The organism is Actinokineospora auranticolor (assembly GCF_002934265.1).
Classification (GTDB): domain Bacteria; phylum Actinomycetota; class Actinomycetes; order Mycobacteriales; family Pseudonocardiaceae; genus Actinokineospora; species Actinokineospora auranticolor.
Map to the genome: position 1 here is coordinate 235,784 of NZ_PTIX01000010.1, position 22,065 is coordinate 257,848.

The following is a 22,065-nucleotide window of genomic DNA, read 5'->3' on the forward strand; positions in this document are numbered from 1 at the left end:
GCCGCCCACGGGCGCTCCTGAGCCCTCGATTAGTGGAGTTCTCACCCGGCTCACAGTTTTTCGGTGCCGTTGAGTTGTCGCATTGGTCCGATCGGGTTCACTCGAATGAGAAAGGCCCGTGTCCACCGGAACCGGTGGACACGGGCCTCGTCGAACCCCTGTGACGCCCGTCGCAGGATCGGCGACGTCGCCACCTGTCGGCCAAATGTAGGCCCAAGTGGACTGTCCCGAGTGGATCAAGGGGGGACTGGACTTGCGGTTGTGCGGTATATATATGTGGTGAGCGGTTACGCGCTGAGCCAGTCGGGCCCGAAGGCCGAGAGGCAGGGGACCAGGAGTTCCTGCGCGGAGTCGGAGTCCACCAGGTCGCGCACCATCAGGGCCTGGACCGCCCCCGCGAGGACGTTCCACACCCCCGCCGCGCGGTCGTCCACCGAGATGCCCGCGGTGTCGACGGCCTTGACCAGCAGCAGCTGGGCCGCGGCCGCGGCCCGGATGCGACCGGCGACGTGCACGCCCCACGCGGCGGAGTGCATCGCGGACGACCAGCTGACCTGGCCGACGCGCATCCGCTCGGCGGCCACGCCCAGGGCGCGGACCTCAGCGGGGTGCGCGGAGCGGACCCGGTCGAGCAACCGGTGCACCGGGGCGTGCGCGGGGCCCAGGTCGGGGGCGGCGGCGGAGAGTTCGCGGCGGGCGGTGAGCCACGCGGCGGCGAGCACCCGGCGGTCCACGTCGGTGAGCGACTCGCGCAGGTAGGTCGCGCAGACCGCGTCGGTGACGATGGCCACCGCGCCGTCGGGCGCCTCGGCGACTGTGCCCGGCGGGACGTTGTCCCGGTCGGGCACCAGCACGTCGGTGCGCACGCAGTGCAATAAGGCGGCCAGGGTCCCGATCGGCGCCCGCTGCAGCAGGCTGACCGCGGAGGGACCCGCGAGGTCGCGGACGGAGGGCTTCTCGGTCGCCGCGCGCAGGGCGTGCGAGCGGGCGAGGGCCAGGGCGGGGGTTTGGGGAGAGGCGCGGCGCGCGAGCGCTTCGATGTCCCGAGTGGACTGGGCCAGCAGCGTCAGCAGGATGTCCGCCGTCGCCGGGCCGCCCTCCAGGCGGGTGAGGTCGAAGCCCAACACGGGGGCGCTGACTAGGCTGTACACCTGGACCAGTATGCACCCGTGATTACCGAACGAGTCCATATCAGACGGCAATAGCACGCAGAGCGACGGCCCTGCCTCAAGCGGGTGAGAGATTACGCCTGTTTGATGTAGCTTCCCTGTTACCGCACGGGATCTTGGTACACAGCGTAGATGATCCACTGTGGACCCCGGCAACCGGGTAGTCCGATCAGGTGGTGAAGCGGTTGACCTGCGTCTGCAGCTCCGCGGCGAGCCGGGTGAGGGTCTGCACCGACTGGTTCGAGGCGCCGATGCTGGTGGTCGCGCTCGCCGCACCTGAGGCAACTCCCGCGATATTTTGTGCGATCTCGGACACACCGGTCGCGGCCTCGCCCACGTTGCGGTTCATCTCGCTGGTCGTGGCGGTCTGCTCCTCCACCGCAGAGGCGATGGTCAGCTGGAAGTCGTTGATTCGACCGATGATCTCGGAGATCTCGTCGATCGCGTTCACCGCGTTCGCGGTGTCGCCCTGGATCATCTCGACCCGGCGGGAGATGTCCTCCGTGGCCTTGGCGGTTTCCTGGGCCAAGTCCTTGACCTCGTTCGCGACGACGGCGAACCCCTTGCCCGCGTCACCGGCCCGAGCGGCCTCGATGGTCGCGTTCAGCGCCAGCAGGTTCGTCTGCTCCGCGATCGAGGTGATCACCTTGACCACGTTGCCGATCTCCATCGACGACTCGCCCAGCTTCGCGACCGTGCTGTTCGTGGTGGCCGCGACGGTCACGGCCTGACCGGCGACACCGGCGGCCTCGTTCGCCGACTGCGCGATCTCCCGGATCGACGCCGACATCTCGTCCGCGCCGGTGGCCACGGTCTGCACGTTCCTGGCGACCTGCTCGGCCGCCGCGGCGACCACGCCCGCCTGGGCGCTGGTCTCGCCGGTCGCGTCGGTGACCTGGCCCGCGATGCCGGACATGTCGACGGTCGCGTCCTCGAGGTCGCTGATGCTGTGGGCGATCGCCGTCACGGTGTCGTGCATGCTCGAGGTGGCCGTGTTGAGCGCGGCGGCCATGGTGCCGATCTCGTCCGCGGAGCGGACCTCGACCTTGCGGGTCAGGTCACCCTCCGCGACGGACACCAACACGCTGGAGACGCCGCGAACCGACCGGGTGATCCCTCGGATGATCAGCCAGCCGACCAGCGCGGCCAGCAGCAAACCCGCGCCGAGCAGGGTGAGGGTCGTCCAGCGCGCGGTGGCGCTGGCCGAGGCCGCGTCGGCCACGCCGACCTGGACATCGGCCAGTTCGAGCTGCTGCATCCGGGCCAGGCCCTCGCCCATCTCGTTCATGATGGGCTCGCCGAGGTTGTTGAACCGGATCAGCGCGACCTCGGAGCGGCCCTCCCGGGCGGGCGGGAACACCTGCTCGCCGACCACGCCGACGAGCTTGTCCAGGCCCGCGACGACGCCCTCGACGACGTCCAGGGGCACCGCGGAGAAGTCCGGGTCGGCCTTGATGCCGTCCTCGAACTTCACCAGCGCGGCGCGCAGCGCGCCGATGGCCTCGGTGGCGCCCTTGATCTCGGTCTCCACGCGACCGGTGTCGCTAGTGATGAACGAGGCGTACAGGTGCGACGTCGCGGTGATCGCGACGGAGTTGAAGTTGCTGATCTCCCCCACGGCCGCGGCGTTCTTGCCGAGCCGGGTCGAGGTGTCGGCACCCTGGTCGGTGACCACCATGCCCTGCACGCCGACGCCGATCGCGACCACCGCGGGCAGCGCGATGGCGGCGAAGATCTTGGTGGCCAGCGAGCGGTCGGCCAGGACCCTGCCGAGGAGGCCGCGGCGGGTGCTCGCGGCCGGAGTGGACGACTCGGACATCAGCGCTGTTGCCCTTCGACGGGTCTGGGTGCGGGGCGGCGGGGAGGAGCGGGGGATCCGCGCGAGGCCCCCGGGCGTCGGGTGACGCCCGGGGGCCACAGCGTGGTGGTGTGGAGTTGTTCGCCTGCCTGCTACGCGACCGTGGCTTCGCCGCGCACCGCCGCCCGCGCGTCCAGCGCGAGCATCAGGCGGTCCGCCAGCGGGAACGCCGCGGTGATCAGCTCGCGGGCCGGGCCGCTGAGCGTGTCGGGCACCGGCTCGGCGACCGTGTCCTCCAGCTCGACCACATCGCCGATGCGGTCCACGAGCAGGCTCACCGACTCGTCGTCGGTGCGGACGATGACGTTCATCGCCGGACCGGTGCGCTCCACCCGCGGCTCACCGAGCCGGACCCGCAGGTCCAGCGCGGCGATGACCTGGCCGCGGAGGTTGAACAGCCCGCCGACGTGGCCGGGGGCCAGCGGTACCGGGGTGTACTCGGAGAAGGCGAGCACCTCCTGGACCTCGCTCACCTCCAGGCCGAAGAGCTGGCCTGCCACCTCGAAGGTGGCGTACCTGACGGTGCTCACGACGACGCCTCCACGAGGTAGTCCGGGGTCTCGTACTCGGGCAGCTGGAAGTCCGGGTCGGCGGCCATGATCGCCCGACGCATGTCGAGCAGCTCGGTGACCTTGTCGTCGATGACGGTCGAGCCGGAGAGGCCGTCGCCGTCGGCGGGACCGTGCGGCGCGGTGTCGTCGACGATGTCGAGGATGCCGTCGACCGCCAGGGCGACCGAGTGGCCGCCGGAGGAGTAGACGACCGCCGGGACGGTGTCGGAGACGTCCTCCGACCACGAACCGAGCAGACCGGACAGGCGCAGGACCGGCAGGATCTGGCCCCGGTACTGCACGACCTCGCGGCTGCCGACGCGCTCCACCGCCGAGACGGGGAACTCCTCGAGCCGGGTGACCATGCTGAGCGGGATCGCGACGCGGCGGTCGCTGACCCGGGTGACCAGCAGGCGGTCGCGGGTCTCGGCGCGCTGCGCGGCGGCCTCGGCCAGGGCGGCGGCGGCCGCGGCGGCGCGCTCGGCGGAGCCGAGGTGCGCGTTGCGGGCCAGCGCCAGCACGTCGAGGATCAGCGACACGCGGCCGTCACCGAGGATGGTGGCACCGGCGTAGCAGCCGACGTCCTTGAGGTGGCTGGCCAGCGGCTTGACCACGACCTCCTCGGTGGTGAGCACGCGGTCGACGACCAGGCCGAACTCGTGGCCCTCGCCGTTGAGCACGGCGATGTAGATGGCCTCGCCGTTCTCCTCCGGGCGCTCCGCGGGGCCGCCGAGGGCCTCGTTGAGCCGGACCAGCGGCAGCAGTCGGCCGCGCAGGCGGCAGACCGGGGCGCCGGAGACGTACTCGATGCGCGCCGAGGACTGGCCCTCGACGCAGACCAGTTCGCGGACCGACATCTGCGGCAACACGTAGCGCTCGTTGGCGCTCTCCACGATCAGCGCCTGCACGATGGCCAGGGTCAGCGGGATGGTCAGGCGCCAGGTGGTGCCCTTGCCCACGACCGAGCGCAGGTCGACCGCGCCGCCGATGGCCTCGAGGTTGGTGCGCACGACGTCCATGCCGACACCGCGGCCGGACACGTTGCTGACCTTGGCGGCGGTCGAGAAGCCGGGCCGGAAGACCAGGCGCAGCACGTCGTCCGGGTCCATGGCCGCGACCTGGGCCTCGGTGAGCAGGCCGCGCTTGACCGCGGTCGCGCCGATCAGCTTCGGGTCGACGCCCTTGCCGTCGTCGGCGACCTCGACCACGACGTGGCCGTGCTCGTGGTAGGCGCGCAGGGTGAGCGTGCCGTCGGGGGTCTTGCCCGCCTTGACCCGGTCGTCCGGCGACTCGAGACCGTGGTCGACCGCGTTGCGCACGAGGTGGGTCAGCGGGTCCTTGACCGCCTCCAGCAGGCTGCGGTCGAGCTCGGTCTCCGCGCCCTCCAGCTCCAGGTTGACCTGGCGGCCCAGCGAGTTGCTCAGGTCGCGGACGACCCGGGGCAGCTTGGACCACAGGTGGCTGATGGGCTGCATGCGGGTCTTCATGACCCCTTCCTGCAGCTCACTGGTGATGATGTTCAGGCGCTGCGCGGCCCGGCCCAGGGTGTGGTCACCGTTGTGCTCGGTGGCGCGCACCATCTGGTTGCGGGTCAGCACCAGCTCGCCGACCAGGCGCATGAGCTTGTCGAGCAGCTCGACGTCCACGCGGACCGAGGTGTCGGCGACACCGCGGCGGCTGAGGATCGGCTCCTCGGCCGAAGCGGCCTCGGCGGCCGGGGTGGCCTGCGCGGGGGTCTCGGCGGGGGTCTCGGCGGGGGCCTCGGCGACCTCCGCCTGCTCCACGGGAGCGGCCTCGGCGGCGGGCGCCTCGGCGGCGTCGGCCTTGGGGGCCTCGGCCGGAGCCGCGTTACCGGCGCCGTCGGCGGCGGGCAACGGGGCGGGCTCACCGGCGATGCAGGCCTCGACCTCGACGACGGTGTCGCGGATGTCGATGTCGCCCTCGCGGCCGTCGCGCTCGATCTCCGCCAGCAGGGCGCGGACGACGTCCACGACGCGCAGCAGCACGTCGGCGCCGCGGCGGTCGAGGGTCTGCACACCGTCACGCAGGCGGGCCAGCAGCGACTCACCGGCGTGGGTCACCTGCTCCAGCTTCGCGAACGCGAGGAAGCCAGAGGTGCCCTTGATGGTGTGAATGGTGCGGAACACGCTCGCGAGCCGGTCGCGCGCGGTTGGGTCGCGCTCGAGCGCGACGAGGTCTTGGTCCAACTGGTCGAGATTCTCGTAGCTCTCGACCAGGAATTCCTGGACCACATCATCGAAGTCTTCCACGCTCCACCACGCTTCGCTTCCAGGTCAGGTGTCGCCCAATCCCATCGGCGCGGCCGGGAGGCGCATGAGGGATTGGAGCCGGGTTTTCCGAAGACCCCCCAACCGGGGGTTGTCATCCGGCGTTCCACCGCAGCTCCCGCGACGTTCACCGGGCCCTGCGACGTTCCAGCGACCCTTTCGGCGTCGGGACGGGAGACTTGAGGGACATGCCTGGTGCGCGCGCTCCGGTCGCGCTCGCGGTCGTGGTCGGCACGCTGGTCGGGAGCGCGGTCCCGGCGGCGGCCGACGCCGAGTTCGTGGTCACCGTTTCCGACGGTGACCTGCTCATCTCCGTCGACCGGGAGCGGGCGGCGCTGCTCCCGTCGGTGCTCGCCGGGGCCCGGTACGCGGTGACCGGGTCGCTGGGCACGCTGACCGTCGTCGACACCCGGGTGGGTGACCCGGGGTGGAACGCGGCGGGCCAGGTCAGCTCGTTCGTCACGGGGTCGGGCGCGGTCCCGGGGTACCCGCTGTCCTGGACCCCCGAGGTGCTCGACCACTCCTCCGTGCAGGTGCTGACCGTCGGGTCGGTCGTCCGCGGCCTGGGCGCGAGCCGGGTGCTGGCGGTCGCGGGTCCGGCGGCCGGGCGCGGCACCGCGCGGCTGACGGCCGGGCTGGAGGTCCTGCTGCCCGATCCCGGCGAGACCGCGGCGGTCCTCACCATCACCGTCATCTAGCGGGCGCGTGTGGACGCGCGGCGAGGGGAGCCCCCGGTTTCGGGGCTCCCCTCGTCATCCGTGCCCTCCCGAGGGCCTTACGCGACCACCTCCACCACGTCCCCGGGCGCCAGGCCCCGGTAGAAGGCCTTGGCGGCCGCCTTGGACAGGTGGACGCAGCCGTGCGAGAGCTGCTTGAGGCTGCCCTGGTGGAAGGCGACACCGCTGGTCGTGAAGAACACCGAGTACGGCATGGGCCCGTTGAAGGCCCTGCTGTAGTGGTCGATGTCCTTGTAGGTCACCTTGAACGAACCGGTCGGTGTTTCGTGACCGGGCCGCCCGACGGTGATGGGCACCGAGCCGTAGGTGACGGCACCGCGGTTCATCAGCCACGCGGCGTTCGCGCTCAACGACACGCACGCCTTGGCCGCGGTGCTGCAAGGGGCCTCGGCCGCGCTCGCCTGCGGCGCGACCAGCACCCCCACGGCTCCCGTGGCCGCCGTAGCGGTGACCACGCCCAGCACGCGCCCGACCGTGCGCTTCGATCCCAGCCTCGACCTCACTGTGGGCCTCCCATCCGCCCTGTCCGTGCTCCGGGCTCGTGTTCGGTTCGCGATCGCCTCGCGGTATCGGGTAGCGCTTAAGTACCACCAAACCCGGCGGCCCAATCGGGTAATCGTTCCCGACCGAATCCGATTCGATTTCAGGACGGGTTCAGCGCCCTTCCAACATCCGAGAAACGCCCACCTCCCGAGGTCTGAGCCGTCAGACTTCCGCCATGGGACATGAGGAGCGCATTCACCCGGTCGTCGGACGACCGGGGCGCCGCGGACTGCTGCCCCTGGCGCTCGCCGCCCTCGGGGCCGCGCTCTACCCGCACCCGGACTTCCGCTGGCCGCAGCACGCGGACCGCGCCGCGCCCGGGGTGGCCCCGGCGCACGGCCACCCGGAACGCCTCGGCACACGGCCCACGAGGGCCGAACGGGCACTTTTCCGCCGATGGTCCATCGGGGCCTGATCGAAGGGTTTACGGTTTTCTCCTGACCGCGGTCCGCTTCGCGGTCGAGAAAGCCGAGGAGGTCCCCATGGCCACGGTGTCCCCACGCGATGGGCTGGTCCATTCCTACCTTTACCTGCGGCGCGCGATCGGCGTGCTCGGCGTCGCCCTTCCGGTTCTGCTGATCGTCGGCAACCTGGTCGCCGACGACGGCATGCGCGACTCGATCAGCGGCTACTACTACAGCGACGTGCGCGACCTGCTGGTCGGCACCATGTGCGCGGTAGGCGTCTTCCTGTTGTCCTACCGGGGCTACGACTCGGCGGACGACATCGCGGGCAACATCGCCGCCGCGGGCGCCGTCGGGCTCGCGGTGTTCCCCACCGCGCCGGACAACCCCATCGGCGGGGACACGGTCATCGGTGTGCTGCACGCGGTGTTCGCGGTCGTGTTCTTCCTGACCCTGGCGTACTTCAGCGCCGTGCTGTTCCGCCGCAGCGACGATCCGAACCCGACACCGCGCAAGGTGGCGCGCAACCACGTGTACCTGGTGTGCGGCATCGTGATCGTGGTCTGCCTGGCGCTGGTCGGGGTGTGCGGGTTCCTCTTCGAGTCCCAGATGGCCGCCGCGCGGCCGGTGCTGTGGCTGGAGGCGCTGGCCATCTTCGCCTTCGGCTTCTCCTGGCTGACCAAGGGTGAGGCGATCCTGGGCGACCTCGGCCCGGCTCTCGCGCCGCGCGGTGTGGTCGCGGGCGAAAGCGTTGCCGGGTAACGATTTCCCGCCGAATCGAGCACGACCCGCGATCCTGCCGGACCGAGGGCGGCCTGCGGTCCGTCCCGGGGAACGACGCGGCCCGCGGTCGGGGCGCAGCCACCGTCCTGGCTGCGGGTCCCGACCACGGGCCGTGGGGCGCCGGTGTCGCGTGCTGTGTCGATGCGGCGCCCCGGTCCTCGTGCCGACCGGCTAGCTGCCGATCTGCTGGCGGATCCAGCTCAGGTGGTAGGCGATGCCGGTGTAGAGGGTGGTGGTGGCGCACTCGCCGCCGTTGTCGCCGGGGCCGTGGGTCTCGCCGACCAGCGTCCAGTTGCCGCGGGTGCCGACGATGGCCGGGCCGCCGGAGTCGCCGTGGCAGGCCGAGTGGCCGCGGTCGCCGGAGACGCAGATGTCGTTGGCGGTACCGCCACCGGCCCGGCAGCGGCTGCTGGCGAGCAGGGTCAGGTCGATCTCCTGCAGCGTGTTGGGCTGGCTGCAGGACGGCCAGCTCGTGCAGCCCCAGCCGATCAGCCGCACCGAGCCGCCCGCGGCGGGGTTCGAGGTGGCCATCTTGACCGGGGTCTGGCGGGACGCGGTGGTGGTGTGCATCACCGTCAGGTCGGTGCCCGGCTTGGTGATGCGCCGGTCGATCCGCAGCACCTCACCACCGGAGCTCTTGGAGATCGAGCCGACCCGGCCCGACGACGCGCTGCCGCAGTGGTTGGCGGTCACGATCCACTGAGGGGCGACGAGGCTGCCGCCGCACCCGTTGCTGAGCGAGACCATCCAGGAGTAGGTCTCGGTGGCCCCGTGGCCACCGATGATCGACGGCTGGGCCTCGCCCGCCGACGCCGAACCACCGGCACCGGCCACGACCGAGAGCACCACCGCACCGACCCCGAGCAGGGCCGCGAGAAATCTACGCATAGGAGTCTTCCAATCGGCGGATCAACTCCGCCAGCAGGGTTGACAAAAAGGGCAGGAGATAATCGCGAAATGCCGGCGACAGTGGGGACGTACGCACACCGGACAACTTCGCCCGTTGAATATGCACCGATTCGTGATCAGGGCGCAACCCCGACACTTCCAGACTTCGAGACGATTATTGCCAGATTAACTGGCATAGCCAGGATTTATCGCGCCACTTTATGGCCAGGGCGATAGATCCGATTTGCCCTCGATGTCGAATATCCTACCGAAGTATCGGTGGGAATTCACGCCCGCACGGCGACGGCGGCGGCCGGGGCGAGCGGCAGCAGCGGGAACAGCGCGGCCTGGTAGGCGTGGTAGCTGTCGGGCTTGCCGGACCAGACGGTGCTCGCCCGGACCCCGCCCGGGGTCACCTCGTGCCACCAGCCGCCGTGCTCGGCGTCCACGTGGTGCCGGACGGCGAAGTCCCAGAAACCGGCGTACCAGCGGTCGTACCCGGGTTTCCCGGTGCGCCGGGCCAGCGCGGACGCGGCCAGTACCGCCTCGGCCACCACCCAGTGCATGCGCTCGCGCACCACCGGCCGGTCGTCCCAGTCGAGGGTGTAGGCGAAGCCGGGGTGCCCGTCGACGGCCCAGCCGCGCCGGGTCGCGGAGTCGAACAGCGCGGCGGCGTCGGCGACCAACCAGTCCGGTGCCGCGGCGCCGAGCGCGGCTTCCAGGTGCAGCAGCAGCCGCGCCCATTCCAGCCAGTGCCCGATGGTGCCGCCGTAGGGCCGGAAGGGGTGGCGGGGGTCGTCGCGGTTGTAGTCGAGGTCGGGTTCCCAGTCGGCCGTGAAATGCTCGGGAACGCGCCAGTCGTGCGCGGCGGACACCTCGTGCGCGATCCGCGTCGCGATATCCAGCGCGCGCCGGTGCCAGATCCGGTCACCGGTCACGTCGCCCGCGGCCAGGAACGCCTCGACGAAGTGCATCGCGCTGTTGGCGCCCCGGTAGTCCTCGGTTTCGGTCCAGCCGCGGTCCCAGCTCTCCAGCGGCAGCGAACCGTCCCAGAACCGGGTCTCGACGACCTCGCACGCCTCGGCCAGCAGCGCGTCGGCGCCGGACCTGCCCGCCGCGTGCGCGCCGCAGGCGGCCAGCAGGACGAAGGCGTGGTCGTAGGCGGCCTTGCGCGGGTCGGCGAGCGAGGCGAACCAGCCGCCGTGCTCGGCGTCGCGCAGCGGGCCGCGCAGGGCGGCCACGCCGTGGTCGACCAGCGCGGCGGCGCCCGGGTTCCCGAGGCCGTCCTCCAGCGCGAAGACGTGCGTCATCCGAGCGGTGATCCACGTGGCCACCGGCTGGTCCGGCTGGTGCCCGCCGGTCGCGTCGAGCCAGCGGAACCCGCCCGCCGGGTCGGGGGAACGGGCCGCGAACGCCGCCAGCGACGCCCGGTGCGCCGCCAACCACTCGGCGTCCGGGGTGAAGCCACCAGAACCAGGGAACTCGCGCACCGGCCACCCTCACCTGACTCGACTACGTCGGGACACTGCGCCCCATTCTCCCCGGTGTCGCGGCTCGATGAGCGCCCCGACTCCCGGGCGGGTGGGTGCGGCCAGGCAGAATAGTGCGCCGGTGCTCCGGTCTACCGGTACGCCGAAGCACCGGTACGCGAACTGGGAGGCAAGACGGTGGGTCAGGGTGAACTCCGGGGCGTCGTCGCGATGGACGGGCCGTCGGGCACCGGGAAGTCCACCGTGGCCCGCAGGCTGGCCGACGCGCTGGGCGCGGCCTACCTCGACACCGGCGCCATGTACCGGGTGGTGACGCTGGCGGTGCTGCGCGCGGGGGTCGACCCCGCCGACGCGAGCGCCGTGCTGCGCTGCGCCGAGTCAACCGACCTGCGCATCGGCACCGACCCCACCCGCGCGGACGTGCGCATCGGCGACGAGGACGTGGCCGCGGAGATCCGGCTGGCGCCGGTCACCCAGGCCGTGTCGGCGGTGTCCGCGGTGCCGCGGGTGCGCGAGCTGCTGGTGGCCCGGCAGCGCCAGGTGGTCAGCGAGGCCCGGGGCCGCAGCGGCGGGATCGTCGTGGAGGGCCGCGACATCGGCACGGTGGTCGTGCCGGACGCCGAGCTGAAGGTGTACCTGACCGCCTCCGCCGACGCCCGCGCCGCGCGCCGCTCCGCGCAGGACGCCGCCGCGGGCCGGTCGTCCACCGTGGACGCCACGAAGGCGGACGTGGAGCGCCGGGACCGGCTGGACTCGACCAGGGCGGCGTCGCCGCTGCGCCCCGCGGTGGACGCGGTCGAGGTGGACACCACCGAGCTGGACATCCCCGGCGTGCTGGACCGGCTGCTCGGCATGGTCCGCGAGCGCGGCCTCGACCACGCGGTGGCCGGTCGGTGAGCCTCGACACCCGCCCGACGCACCTGCCCGAGGGCGCTTTACCCTGGTTGCACGAAATCGGCAGGCTCATCGGTCGGTGGGCCCTGCGCCCCGCCTTCCGGCTGCGCCTGCGCGGCCTGCACCGGGTCCCGCGCACCGGGCCGGTGGTACTGGTCGCCAACCACAGCTCCATGGTGGAACCGCAGGTCATCTTCGGAATGCTGCCGCGCAGGGCGGTGTTCCTGGTCAAGGCCGAGATGTTCACCGGCCTGGCGGGGCGGGGGCTGCGGGCCATCGGCCAGATCCCGGTGCGCCGGGGCGAGGTCGACCGGACGCCGCTGACCACGGCCGTCGGGGTGCTGCGCGCCGGTGGGCTCGTCGGGGTGTTCCCCGAGGGCACCCGCGGCGCGGGGGACGTGGCCGCGGCGGAGCAGGGCGCGGCCTGGTTGGTGCGCTCGTCCGGTGCGGTCGTGCTGCCGGTCGCCACCCGCGGCACGCGCAGGCCCGAGGGGTCCGGCAGGCGCTTCCGCCCGGTGGTGGACGTGCTGGTCGGCGAACCGTTCGAGCTGCCGGTCGGCAAGGGCCGCACCGGGTTGACCGAGGCCACCGAGGCGCTGCGGGCCCGGCTCGCGGACCTGGTGCGCGAGCTGGACGCCACGCGCGGCCCCACCCGGGCCGCGATGGACGAGAAGGACAGTGGAAGTCATGACTGAGCTGGACGGACCGCTGGACGGCACCTGGTCCGACGAGTCCGAGTGGGCCGCGATCGACGAGGCGTTCGCCGCCGCCGACGACGCGGGTGCCGCGCCGCAGCCGGTGCTGGCCATCGTCGGTCGGCCCAACGTCGGCAAGTCGACGCTGGTCAACCGCATCCTGGGCCGCCGCGAGGCGGTCGTGCAGGACACCCCGGGCGTCACCCGGGACCGGGTGGCCTACGACGCGCTGTGGAGCGGTCGGCGGTTCACCGTGCTCGACACCGGCGGTTGGGAGCCGGGCCTCGAGGGCCTGCCCGGCGCGATCGCCGCGCAGGCCGAGTACGCGATGGCGCACGCGGACGCGGTCGTGGTGGTCGTGGACGCCACCGTCGGCGCGACGGCGACCGACGAGGCCGTGGCGAAGGTGCTGCGCCGGTCCAAGCAGCCGGTGATCCTGGTGGCGAACAAGGTCGACGACGACCGGCTGCTGGCCGACACGGCCGCGCTGTGGTCGCTGGGCCTCGGTGAGCCGTTCCCGGTCAGCGCGCTGCACGGGCGCAACTCCGGCGACCTGCTGGACGCGATCCTGTCCGCGCTGCCGACCACGCCGCGCGAGAACTTCGGCGCGAACCGCGGCGGCCCGCGCCGGGTGGCGCTGGTCGGCAAGCCGAACGTGGGCAAGTCGAGCCTGCTCAACCGGCTGACCGGCGAGAACCGCGCGGTCGTCGACTCGGTCGCGGGCACCACCGTCGACCCGGTCGACTCCCTGGTGGAGCTCGACGACCAGGTCTGGCGGTTCGTGGACACGGCCGGTCTGCGCAAGCGGGTCAACTTCGCCAGCGGCACGGAGTACTACGCGTCGCTGCGCACCAAGGCGGCCATCGAGTCGGCCGAGGTGGCGATCCTGCTGCTGGACGCGGGCCAGCCGCTGGCCGAGCAGGACCTGCGGGTGCTGTCGATGGTGGTGGACTCGGGCCGGGCGTGCGTGCTGGCCCTGAACAAGTGGGACCTCGTCGACGAGGAGCGCCGCCACCAGCTGGAGAAGGAACTCGAGCGCGGCCTGGTCCGCGTGCCGTGGGCCGAGCGCGTCAACGTCTCGGCGCTGACCGGCCGCTCGGTGCGCAAGCTGGCCCCGGCCCTGCGCACGGCCCTGGACTCGTGGGACACCCGCGTGTCCACCGGCAGGCTCAACGGCTGGCTGTCGGACCTGGTGGCCGCCACTCCCCCGCCGGTGCGCGGCGGCAAGCAGCCGAAGATCCTGTTCGCCACCCAGGCCCAGACCCGGCCGCCGACGTTCGTGCTGTTCACGACGGGCTTCCTGGAGGCGGGCTACCGCCGGTTCGTCGAGCGCAAGCTGCGCGAGGAGTTCGGCTTCCGGGGCAGCCCGGTGCGGATCTCGGTGCGCGTGCGCGAGAAGAAGGCCCGCAAGGCCTAGGCGGACCCGCGGCCGATCAGCCAGTAGACACCGCGTCCGCTGGCCAGCAGGACGTAGAGGCCGAGGCTGGGCAACGCGCCCCAGAACCCGATGTCCCCGGTGATGCGCGTGCCGGGGATCTCCTCGGGCCCGACGGCCTGGTGGGGATCTATCTCCACGCCCATCCGGCTGCCGACGGTGCCCGCGGCCTCGGGGTGGGAGTAGGAGGTCGGGTAGCCACCGGCGCACTCGACCTCGTGCTGGTACTGCTTCTGGACCAGGTCGTCCTGGACCCGCACGTCGGCCCCCCGGCTCACGTCCAGCACGGTGCACTGCACCGTCTCCACCCGGGACAACACCACCCACGACGGCGCGCCGATGAGCGCCGCCGCGAGCACCCCGATGACCAGGGCGAACCCGCAGACCCAGGCCAGCCCGGCCACGTCGTCGGCGTCGGCGGGCTCGCGTTGGAACATGGTGAAGACGCCGTAGAGGGATAAGCCGCCGAGGGCGAGGGTTGACAAGGCCCCGACCACGACGACCGGCCAGGTCCACCCGCGCAGGTCGGCGAACGCCACCAGCAGCGAGGCACCGGTGGCGACACCGACGGTCAACCCGGGTAGGACGAGCCCGATCAGCAGCACCCGCGCCATCCGCCCGACCATCACCATGCCCACATGATCGCGTATGCCCGATTCACCCCACCAGCACGCCCTGTCCCGAGATGCCCGAACCGGGACCTAAGACCGGGGCGACCGCCGGGAACGCGCGGTCGGCGCTGGTGGCCGGGCGCGGGTCAGCGGCCGTGCCAGGAGTGCCAGAGGGTGGCGTAGGTGCCGTTGTCGGCGAGGAGGGTGTGGTGGGTGCCCAGTTCGGTGATGCGGCCGTCCGCCATGACGGCGATGCGGTCGGCGTCCTCCGCGGTGTGGAGGCGGTGGGCCATGGCGATCACCGTGCGGCCCCGCAGGACCGCGGCCATGGCTCGCTCCGCCCGGCGGGCCGTGCGCGGGTCCAGCAGCGACGTCGCCTCGTCGAGGATGAGGGTGTGCGGGTTGGCCAGCAGGACCCTGGCGAGAGCCACCTGCTGGGCCTTGGCCGCGTCGAGGCGCGTCGGGTCGAGGTCGGTGTCGAGGCCGTGGGTGAGGGCCCAGTCGGCTTCCACCGTGGTGAGGGCGGCGCGGATGTCGTCGTCGGTGGCGGTCGGGGCGGCCATGGCGAGGTTGTCCCGCAGGGTGCCGACGAAGACGTGGTGCTCCTGCGTCACCAGGACGACCTCCCCCGGCGGTAGCTCCGCCACGTCGACCCCGCCGACGCGGACGGTGCCGCGGTCCGGTCTGTCCATACCGGACAGAACCTTGCCCAGCGTCGACTTCCCCGCCCCGGACGGCCCCACCACCGCGAGGCGCTGCCCCGGCTGGACCGTCAAGTCGATGTCCCGCAACACATCGCGCCCCGGGACGTAGGCGAAACCGAGGCCGCGCACCTCGATCAGCGGGTGCTCGGGGCGCTTGCCCGCCGGTGGCCCGTCGTCGGCGACGAGTTCGACTCCGACGACCCGGGCGAACGACGCGGCGCTGTTCTGCACCTGGTCGAGCCACATCAGCACCCGGTCGAGGGGCGCGATGAGCTGCCACAGGTACAGCGCCGCCGCGACCACCGCGCCCAGCGCCAACTCCCCGCGCAGGTACGCGAGCCCGCCGACCACCAGCACGACGGCCAACGGCAGCGCGTGCGAGAACTCGGCGACCGGGAACAGGACCGACCGCAGGTTCAGCGTCCGCACCCGGGCCCGGTACCCCCGGTCCACCGCGTCGTCGGTGACCCGGACCCGCCGCCGCGCCAGGTCGTACACCTCGACCGTGCGCGCCCCGGCCGCGGTGTCCGCCATGCCGCCGATGGCGGCCGCGTTGGCCGCGCCCTCGGCGAGGTAGGCGTCGCGGGCCCGGCGCAGGTACCAGCGGGACACGAGCACGATCCCGGGCAGCGACACCAGCCCGCACAGCCCGAGCAGCGGGTCGAGCAGGAAGACCGCGCCGAGCAGCAGCAGGGCGTGGACGGTGGAGAGCAGCACCTCCGGCAACGCGTCGCGCAGGGTCGTGCCGACCGTGGCGACGTCGGCGGTGGCGCGGGTGACGAGTTCGCCGGTCCCCACCCGCTCCGCGACCCGCGCGGGGAGGGCGAGCGCGGTGTCGACGAACCCCTCCCGCAGCCGCGCCAGGGTCCGCTCCCCGAACCGGTGCGCCGCGTACCGCGCGGCCCGGTTGAGCAGGAGTTGGACGACGGCCGCCCCGACCACCGCCACCGCGATGGCGTCGACGGTGCCCGGGGTCGCGGTCCCGGCCTGCACCCGGTCGATGATGGTCCCCAGCAGCCGGGGCCCGACCAGCCCGGCCACCGCCGCGGCCCCGCTCAGCAGCAGGAGGACGACCACGGCCCGCCGGTCCCGCCGCAGCAGGTCCCGGATACCGGTCCGCACCCGGGCGCTGTCCGCGATCGGCAGCTGCGAACTCACGGTGCCTCCTCGACGCCGCGCAGCACCAGGTCCCGGTATTCCGGGTCGGTGGCCAGCAGCTCGGCGTGCGTCCCGACCCCGCGCACCCGGCCGTCGACCAGGTGGATGACCTGGTCGGCCTCGGTCAGCAGCAGCGGGGACGTGGTGACGACCAGGGTCGTGCGGTCCGCGCGGGTGGCGCGGAGTCGGGTGGCGATGGTGGCCTCCGTGGTGGCGTCGACGGCGGAGGTGGGCTCCACCAGCAGCAGCACCTCCGGGTCGGCGAGCACCGCGCGGGCCAGGCGGAGGCGCTGGCGCTGGCCGCCGGAGAGCTGCCGGGCCTGGCTGCCCAGGTCGGTGGCCAGGCCGTCGGGCAGCCCCGCGACGACGTCGTCCGCGGCGGCCGTCCAGATCGCGTGGTCGGGGTCGGGTGATCGCAGGGTGTCGTGGACCGTGCCCGCGAACAGGAAGGCGTCGTGGTCGGCGACCAGGACGCGCGCACGCAGCTGCGGCGTCGCCACCTCGGTCAGCGGGACCCCGCCCCAGGTGACCCCGGGTCCGCCGTCGAAACCCAGCCGGTCGACCAGCTCGACCACCGAGTCGGCCGTGGCCAACGCCGTGAACTCCCCGGCGGGCACCCGCACACCGGAGGTCGGGTCGACGAGATCCCCTGGCCCGTGCGGCCCGTCCAGCTCACCGGACGGCCGCGGCGCCACCCGCAGCACCGCGATCACCCGACCGGCGGCGACCAGTCCGCGCGCGAGGTCGTCAGCGCCTTCGACCAGGGCGGACACCGGGACGACCAGTACCGCGACGTACCCGTACACGGCCACCATCTCGCCCACCGTGATCGCGCCGGACGCGGCCATCCGGGCGGCCAGCCACACCACTGCGGCCAGGAACAGCGCGGGCAGCACCCCGCCCACCGCCTGCACCCAGCTGTTGGTCGCGCCGACCCGGTAGCCGTGCCCCAGCAGGGTCCGCGACCGCTGCCCGAACCGCTCGCGGAACGCGGCCTTCCCGCCGATCCCGGACAGCACCCGCAGCCCGGCCGCGATGTCCCCGGCCCGCGCCGTGACCGCCGCCTGCTCCTCCCGGTACGCGCGCTCCACCCCGCCGAGCCGCCGCACCAGCGGCCCGACGGCGAGCACCAGCGCCGGGATGCCGAGCAGCACGACCAGCGCCAGCGGCCAGGAGATGGTCCACAGCAGCACGGCGGTGGCCCCGTACGCGATCACCGCCCCGATGCCCGGCCCGACGATGGTCATCGTCCGCGCGATGTGCCCCATGTCCGACGACTGGACGCTGACCAGCTCCCCGGCCGACACCGACCGGGGGAACGCCGCGCCGAGCCGCACCACGTGCCGGACCACGAGCTGCACGACCCGGTAGGAGGCGTCGGTCCGCACGAAGGTCATCGTGCGGTGCCGGTACAGGCCCAGGGTCGCGTTGACGACCCCCATCAGCACGATGGCGCCGCTCCACCACAACAACGCGGATTGGTCCCGCGCGCGCAGGCCGTCGTCGACCGCGCGCGACACCAGGTACGGCGGCACCATGAGCCCGGTGGTCCAGAGCGTAGCGAGCACGCTCCCGCGCAGCGACCGCCGCCACTGCGCGAGCGCGAACCAGCACAGCAGCCGCAACGGACTCCGGACATCCGGGTCACCGGGATCGTCGTAGGGCACCCGCGCACCTGCGGACAAGCTCCCACCCCCCGGGGTTCGCGGAACCACGTCAGTCCACAGTACACACACGCGGTCGGCGGTCGGCCCGGTGGCACCGGTGGGCCGTTCGGAGCAACGCGGGGTGCAGCCACCTGTACCGGGACCGGGCGGATACCGGACGACGGATTCGGGGGTTCGCGGGATGGGCGCGAGGGTGCGGAATTCGTAGATTTCTCGGCGTCAGGGGAGTCGAATTCAGGAGGGGATCCCTTGCACGTCTGGAAAACGCGAAGACTGCTGATCGCAGCGGCGTTGGCCGTGGGAATACTGGCCGGTACAGCGGGAACCTCGAGCGCGGCGGCAGGCGGCGGCCACGAAGTTGCCCGTGCGCTGGAGAACGCGATCCGGGGCGATGGCGTACCCGGTGGCCAGGTGGTCATCACCCAGGACGACCGGAGCGGCCGGATCAGCGCAGGGGTCGGCGATCTGCGCACCGGCAGGCCGTTCCCGGATCGGGCGTCGGTGCGCATCGGCAGCAACACCAAGGCTTTCGCCGCGACCGTGGTGCTCCAACTCGTCGCCGAGCAGCGGGTCGACCTCGACGCGCCGGTCGAGCGGTACCTGCCCGGTGTGGTGCGGGGCAACGGGAACGACGGCGCCCGGGTGACGGTTCGCCAGTTGTTGCAGCACACCAGCGGCCTGCCCGACTACCTCCGGCTGCGCGACCCGCTCACGAACCGCTGGAACCACACCACCCCGGTGGAACTGGTCCGGTCCGCGATGAGCCTGCCGCCGGACTTCCCGCCCGGCGCGGGGTGGCGGTACTCCAACACCAACTACGCGCTCGCCGGGATGATCATCGAGCGGGTCACCCACCGTTCCGCCGGCGACGAGATCAACCGCCGGATCATCGAGCCGCTCCGGCTGGCAGGCACCTACTACCCGGCCGAGTACGAGGTCGGCATCCGCGGCGCGCACCCGCGCGGCTACCACACGGTCGACGGCAAGCGCGTGGACTACACCCACCTCGATCCCTCGTGGGCGGGTGCGGCCGGGGCGATGGTCTCCACCGGTGAGGACCTCAACCGCTTCTACACGGCCCTGTTGCGCGGTCGCCTGCTGCCGGAGGCGCAGCTCGCCGAGATGAAGCGGACCGTGCCCGCCGACGTCTACCCCGGCGCCGGGTACGGCCTGGGCCTGGTCCGGATCCCCACGAGCTGCGGCAAGGAGTTCTGGGGCCACGGCGGCTCGATCCCCGGGTTCCGCACCCGGGGCGGGGTCACCGCCGACGGGCGCGCGGTGACCGTCACCACCAACGAGGTCGCCGACAGCGACACCCGCGTCATGGCCGTTGTCGATACAGCCGTGTGCGGAAACCACTGAGGAGCAATGATGAAAACCCTACTGGCCGCCACCACGATCGCGGCGACCTTAGCCACCGGCATGGGAACCGCCGCCGCCGCACCGGCCTCTGTGGACAGCGCGAACCGCTTCCACAGCCAGCGGCTGAACTGGAAGCCCTGCGACGACGCGCGGCTTGACGCGGCGGGAGCCAGCTGCGCGGACGTCACCGTGCCGTTGGACTACGCCAAGCCGGACGGGCGCACGATCACCGTCGCGATCTCGCGGATCAAGGCCACCGACACCCGGAACCGGCGCGGCATCATGCTCTCCAACCCCGGTGGTCCCGGCGGCCCGGGCCTCGACTTCGCCCTGGACTTCCGCGACGCGCTGGCCCCGGACGTCCGTGGCCGCTACGACCAGATCGGCATGGACCCGCGCGGTGTCGGCCGCTCCACCCCCGTCGACTGCAAGTGGCCGGTCGCCACCATGCTGCGCTCGGCGGGCCTCGACCGCGCCGCCTTCACCGAGACCGCGCGCTTGGAAACCGATCTGGCGCGCCGTTGCCGCGACACCGTGGGCAGCGCCTACCTGCGGCACATCACCACCCGCAACACCGTCCGCGACATGGATGTCATCCGCGCCGCCCTGGGCGAGAAGAAGATCAGCTACTTCGGCGTCTCCTACGGCACCTACCTCGGCGCCGTCTTCACCCAGATGTTCCCGAACCGCACCGATCGCATCGTGCTCGACAGCGCGGCCGACCCGGCGCGGTGGGGGGTGGCGACCTTCCAGGCCATGGGTCCGGCGAACGAGGCCGCGTTCGACGACTGGGCGGCGTGGGTCGCGGCCCGGGACGGCGAGTACCACCTGGGTGGCACGGCCCACGAGGTCCGCGCGCGCTTCCAGGGCCTGGTCGCCCGGGCCGCGCGTCAGCCGATCAAGGTCGGGGCGTACGCCGTCGACGAGCACATGCTGCCGATGGTGCCGTACGTGCTGTTCGACGACCACCGCAACAACGGCACCCTCGCCGAGGTGGTGCGGCAGTTGACCGACGCCGCCGACGGGAAGGCCGTTCGGCCCCACCCGGCGCTGGAGGGGGTCTTCCTCAACCTGACCAGCTCCGACCCGACCCGGCAGAACTCGGCGCAGACCGCCGTCATCTGCGGTGACGCGGCCATGCCGCGCGACCCGCAGTGGTACTGGCGCAACATCCAGCGCAGCCGCACCACCCAGCCGCTGTTCGGCCCGGTGGCCAACAACATCCTGCCCTGCGCCGCGTGGGCACCGCCCGCCGAGCCGACGACGGTCGTGCGCAACTCCGTGCCCGCGCTGATCGTCCAGTCCACAGGGGACACCCGCACCACCTACGCGGGCGCGGTCGACCTGCACCGGGCCATGACCGGCTCGAAGCTGGTGACGCTCAAGGACACCCGCGTCCACTGGGTGTTCGGCCGCTACCCCAACACCTGCGTGGAGAACTCCGTCAACACCTACTTCCGTGACGGAACCCTCCCCGCCGCGGACCGGGCCTGCCGCTAGTCGCGAAGAGGTGCTCGGGGCGAACCGCCCCGAGCACCTCGACTCACCTGAACTCGTGCACGACCTCGATGGCCCCGACCAGGTGCGCGTTGAACTCGTCGAGTTCCTCGGCCGGGACCCACAGTTCCAGGATCGTCTTGCCGCCTGCCTGCCGCACCGGGTAGCGGCGCAGGAACTCCGACTCGACGTGGAAGCGCGTGACGTAGCCGACCCCGTGGTGCGGCACGTTCCAGTCCCGCGCGATCTTGATCGCGTAGTCCTCGTCGAGCACCGGGTAGAAGATCGGCTGCTCGGGCAGCCTGGGCGGCCAGGCGCGCCAACCGGACTCCCGGACGAGTGCCAACTCCTCGGGGCCCGTCGGCCGCCACAACGCGGTGGTCGCCTCGTCCTGGACCATCGCGCGCCTCCCGTGCTCAGTCGGGTGGACCGTCCTCCCTGCGCCGGAGCGTACCGAGGAGGACGATCGGCCCACCACGCGATTTCACGCGGTCACTTCTTGCGCCACACGGAGACGTGCGCCTCGAAGTAGTCGTACTCGCGGGGGTTCTGGCGCAGCACCCCGGCCTCGTCGCCCTCGCGGACGAGGTCGAAGCGCGGCGCCAGCCGCGCCTTGAGCGCGGTCTCGCTGCTGGTGCGCGCCGACGCCGACCCCAGCCAGGTGGTCGGGTCGCTGTACTCCGGGTACCAGGACCACGGGCACGCGATCATCAGCAGGCCCCCCGCGCGCAGCGTCCGCTCCGAGGCGCTCAGCTGCTCCAGGCAGGCCACCGGGTCCGGCACCCGGTCGAGCACGTTGGACAGCAGCACCGCGTCGAACACGCCGTCCACCTCGTGCAGCGCGGTCGCGTCGCCGACCCGGAAGTCCACGTTCGCGCGCCCCTCGGCGGAGGGCAGCCGGACCTGCACCTCACGGGCGAACGGCCCGAGCTGGGCGACGCAGAACACGCCGCCGTTGCCGACCGAGACCGCCCGGGCGACCTCCACCGCGCGGGGGCTGATGTCGATGCCGACGACCTCGTCGCGCACCCAGGTGCTCAGCGCCTGGGTGACGCCACCGACGTTGCAGCCCACGTCCAGTGCCGTGCGCACGTCGACACCCGTGCGCGCGGCGGCTTCCCGCAGCGTCTCCGAAAGCCGTGTCGGGTAGCCGTGTGCGGCGGTTAAGGGGTGGTCGGGTCGGTCGAAAACGTCCTCTGTGGACCCGTAGTGCATGAGCAGGTACTTCGAGATCTCCCGCGCGCGCTCGTACTGCGAGGTCGCGGCGTCGGCCTCGAACAGTTCCTCGCTCTTGAGCAGGACCTCGGGTGCGAACACTGGCACTCCTTCTC

The 22,065-nt window shown here is 72.4% G+C and carries 20 protein-coding genes; 8 read left to right on the plus strand and 12 right to left on the minus strand.

Annotation, left to right across the window (positions count from 1 at the left end; all coding sequences use genetic code 11):
• Window positions 1-287: 287 nt before the first annotated feature.
• The 4 genes from CLV40_RS20015 to CLV40_RS20030 all read right to left on the minus strand — a co-directional run bounded on the left by CLV40_RS20015 (window position 288) and on the right by CLV40_RS20030 (window position 5,848).
• Window positions 288-1,151 (minus strand): hypothetical protein, encoded by an 864-nt coding sequence (locus CLV40_RS20015; protein WP_146108115.1) that lies wholly within the window; start codon window positions 1,149-1,151, stop codon window positions 288-290.
• Window positions 1,152-1,338: 187 nt separating this feature from the next.
• Entirely contained in the window at window positions 1,339-2,988 is a 1,650-nt protein-coding gene (locus tag CLV40_RS20020; protein WP_104480474.1) for a methyl-accepting chemotaxis protein, read from the minus strand.
• Between the two features lie 131 nt (window positions 2,989-3,119).
• A complete protein-coding gene (locus tag CLV40_RS20025; RefSeq protein WP_104480475.1) occupies window positions 3,120-3,557 on the minus strand; it encodes a chemotaxis protein CheW in 438 nt (145 codons plus the stop codon).
• Entirely contained in the window at window positions 3,554-5,848 is a 2,295-nt protein-coding gene (locus CLV40_RS20030) for a chemotaxis protein CheW (RefSeq protein WP_104480476.1), read from the minus strand. The genes CLV40_RS20025 and CLV40_RS20030 overlap by 4 nt, the downstream gene beginning before the upstream one ends.
• 206 nt (window positions 5,849-6,054) lie before the next feature.
• Between CLV40_RS20030 and CLV40_RS20035 the strand changes: the two genes are divergently transcribed.
• Window positions 6,055-6,564: a hypothetical protein gene (locus tag CLV40_RS20035; protein ID WP_104480477.1), complete on the plus strand. Its 510-nt coding sequence runs from the start codon at window positions 6,055-6,057 to the stop codon at window positions 6,562-6,564.
• A 77-nt stretch (window positions 6,565-6,641) separates the two neighbouring features.
• Here CLV40_RS20035 and CLV40_RS39660 read toward each other — a convergent pair whose 3' ends face one another.
• Window positions 6,642-7,067 (minus strand): L,D-transpeptidase, encoded by a 426-nt coding sequence (locus CLV40_RS39660; protein ID WP_146108116.1) that lies wholly within the window; start codon window positions 7,065-7,067, stop codon window positions 6,642-6,644.
• A 254-nt stretch (window positions 7,068-7,321) separates the two neighbouring features.
• On the opposite strand from CLV40_RS39660, the gene CLV40_RS39665 reads away from it, so the two are divergent.
• Window positions 7,322-7,561 carry a DUF6059 family protein gene (locus tag CLV40_RS39665; RefSeq protein WP_146108117.1) on the plus strand — a complete coding sequence of 80 codons (240 nt, stop codon included), beginning with the start codon at window positions 7,322-7,324 and terminating at the stop codon, window positions 7,559-7,561.
• A gap of 67 nt (window positions 7,562-7,628) precedes the next feature.
• On the plus strand, window positions 7,629-8,312 hold the full coding sequence (locus CLV40_RS20045; RefSeq protein ID WP_104480478.1) for a DUF998 domain-containing protein: 684 nt from the start codon (window positions 7,629-7,631) through the stop codon (window positions 8,310-8,312).
• Between the two features lie 192 nt (window positions 8,313-8,504).
• On the opposite strand, the gene CLV40_RS20050 is transcribed toward CLV40_RS20045, so the two are convergent.
• Together CLV40_RS20050 and CLV40_RS20055 are read right to left on the minus strand one after the other, a co-directional pair.
• Window positions 8,505-9,221, minus strand: a complete 717-nt coding sequence (locus tag CLV40_RS20050; protein ID WP_104480479.1) for a S1 family peptidase — start codon at window positions 9,219-9,221, stop codon at window positions 8,505-8,507.
• A 287-nt stretch (window positions 9,222-9,508) separates the two neighbouring features.
• Complete coding sequence (locus CLV40_RS20055; RefSeq protein ID WP_104480480.1) at window positions 9,509-10,711, minus strand: AGE family epimerase/isomerase; 1,203 nt, start codon at window positions 10,709-10,711, stop codon at window positions 9,509-9,511.
• Window positions 10,712-10,921: 210 nt separating this feature from the next.
• On the opposite strand from CLV40_RS20055, the gene cmk reads away from it, so the two are divergent.
• From cmk to der, 3 genes are read left to right on the plus strand one after another with little or no spacing between them, the layout of a single operon-like run.
• A complete protein-coding gene (gene cmk, locus CLV40_RS20060) occupies window positions 10,922-11,608 on the plus strand; it encodes a (d)CMP kinase (protein ID WP_104480537.1) in 687 nt (228 codons plus the stop codon).
• Window positions 11,605-12,300, plus strand: coding sequence for a lysophospholipid acyltransferase family protein (locus CLV40_RS20065; protein ID WP_104480481.1), 696 nt, complete (start codon window positions 11,605-11,607; stop codon window positions 12,298-12,300). The genes cmk and CLV40_RS20065 overlap by 4 nt, the downstream gene beginning before the upstream one ends.
• Window positions 12,293-13,717, plus strand: coding sequence for a ribosome biogenesis GTPase Der (der, locus tag CLV40_RS20070; RefSeq protein ID WP_104480482.1), 1,425 nt, complete (start codon window positions 12,293-12,295; stop codon window positions 13,715-13,717). The genes CLV40_RS20065 and der overlap by 8 nt, the downstream gene beginning before the upstream one ends.
• Here the strand turns inward: der and CLV40_RS20075 are convergent.
• The 3 genes from CLV40_RS20075 to CLV40_RS20085 all read right to left on the minus strand — a co-directional run bounded on the left by CLV40_RS20075 (window position 13,714) and on the right by CLV40_RS20085 (window position 17,875).
• Entirely contained in the window at window positions 13,714-14,367 is a 654-nt protein-coding gene (locus CLV40_RS20075) for a hypothetical protein (RefSeq protein WP_146108118.1), read from the minus strand. The two genes, der and CLV40_RS20075, sit on opposite strands and share 4 nt — an antisense overlap.
• Window positions 14,368-14,492: 125 nt before the next feature.
• Window positions 14,493-16,208, minus strand: a complete 1,716-nt coding sequence (locus CLV40_RS20080) for an ABC transporter ATP-binding protein (RefSeq protein WP_104480484.1) — start codon at window positions 16,206-16,208, stop codon at window positions 14,493-14,495.
• Window positions 16,205-17,875 carry an ABC transporter ATP-binding protein gene (locus tag CLV40_RS20085; RefSeq protein ID WP_219824033.1) on the minus strand — a complete coding sequence of 557 codons (1,671 nt, stop codon included), beginning with the start codon at window positions 17,873-17,875 and terminating at the stop codon, window positions 16,205-16,207. The genes CLV40_RS20080 and CLV40_RS20085 overlap by 4 nt, the downstream gene beginning before the upstream one ends.
• 297 nt (window positions 17,876-18,172) lie before the next feature.
• Here CLV40_RS20085 and CLV40_RS20090 point away from each other — a divergent pair, with 297 nt between their 5' ends.
• Together CLV40_RS20090 and CLV40_RS20095 are read left to right on the plus strand one after the other, a co-directional pair.
• Window positions 18,173-19,237, plus strand: coding sequence for a serine hydrolase domain-containing protein (locus CLV40_RS20090; RefSeq protein WP_281261673.1), 1,065 nt, complete (start codon window positions 18,173-18,175; stop codon window positions 19,235-19,237).
• Between the two features lie 9 nt (window positions 19,238-19,246).
• Window positions 19,247-20,737: an alpha/beta hydrolase gene (locus CLV40_RS20095; RefSeq protein ID WP_245931410.1), complete on the plus strand. Its 1,491-nt coding sequence runs from the start codon at window positions 19,247-19,249 to the stop codon at window positions 20,735-20,737.
• A 43-nt stretch (window positions 20,738-20,780) separates the two neighbouring features.
• Here CLV40_RS20095 and CLV40_RS20100 read toward each other — a convergent pair whose 3' ends face one another.
• Window positions 20,781-21,134, minus strand: coding sequence for a hypothetical protein (locus CLV40_RS20100; protein WP_104480487.1), 354 nt, complete (start codon window positions 21,132-21,134; stop codon window positions 20,781-20,783).
• 92 nt (window positions 21,135-21,226) lie between these two features.
• A complete protein-coding gene (locus CLV40_RS20105; protein ID WP_219824034.1) occupies window positions 21,227-22,051 on the minus strand; it encodes a class I SAM-dependent methyltransferase in 825 nt (274 codons plus the stop codon).
• Between the last annotated feature and the right edge of the window lie 14 nt (window positions 22,052-22,065).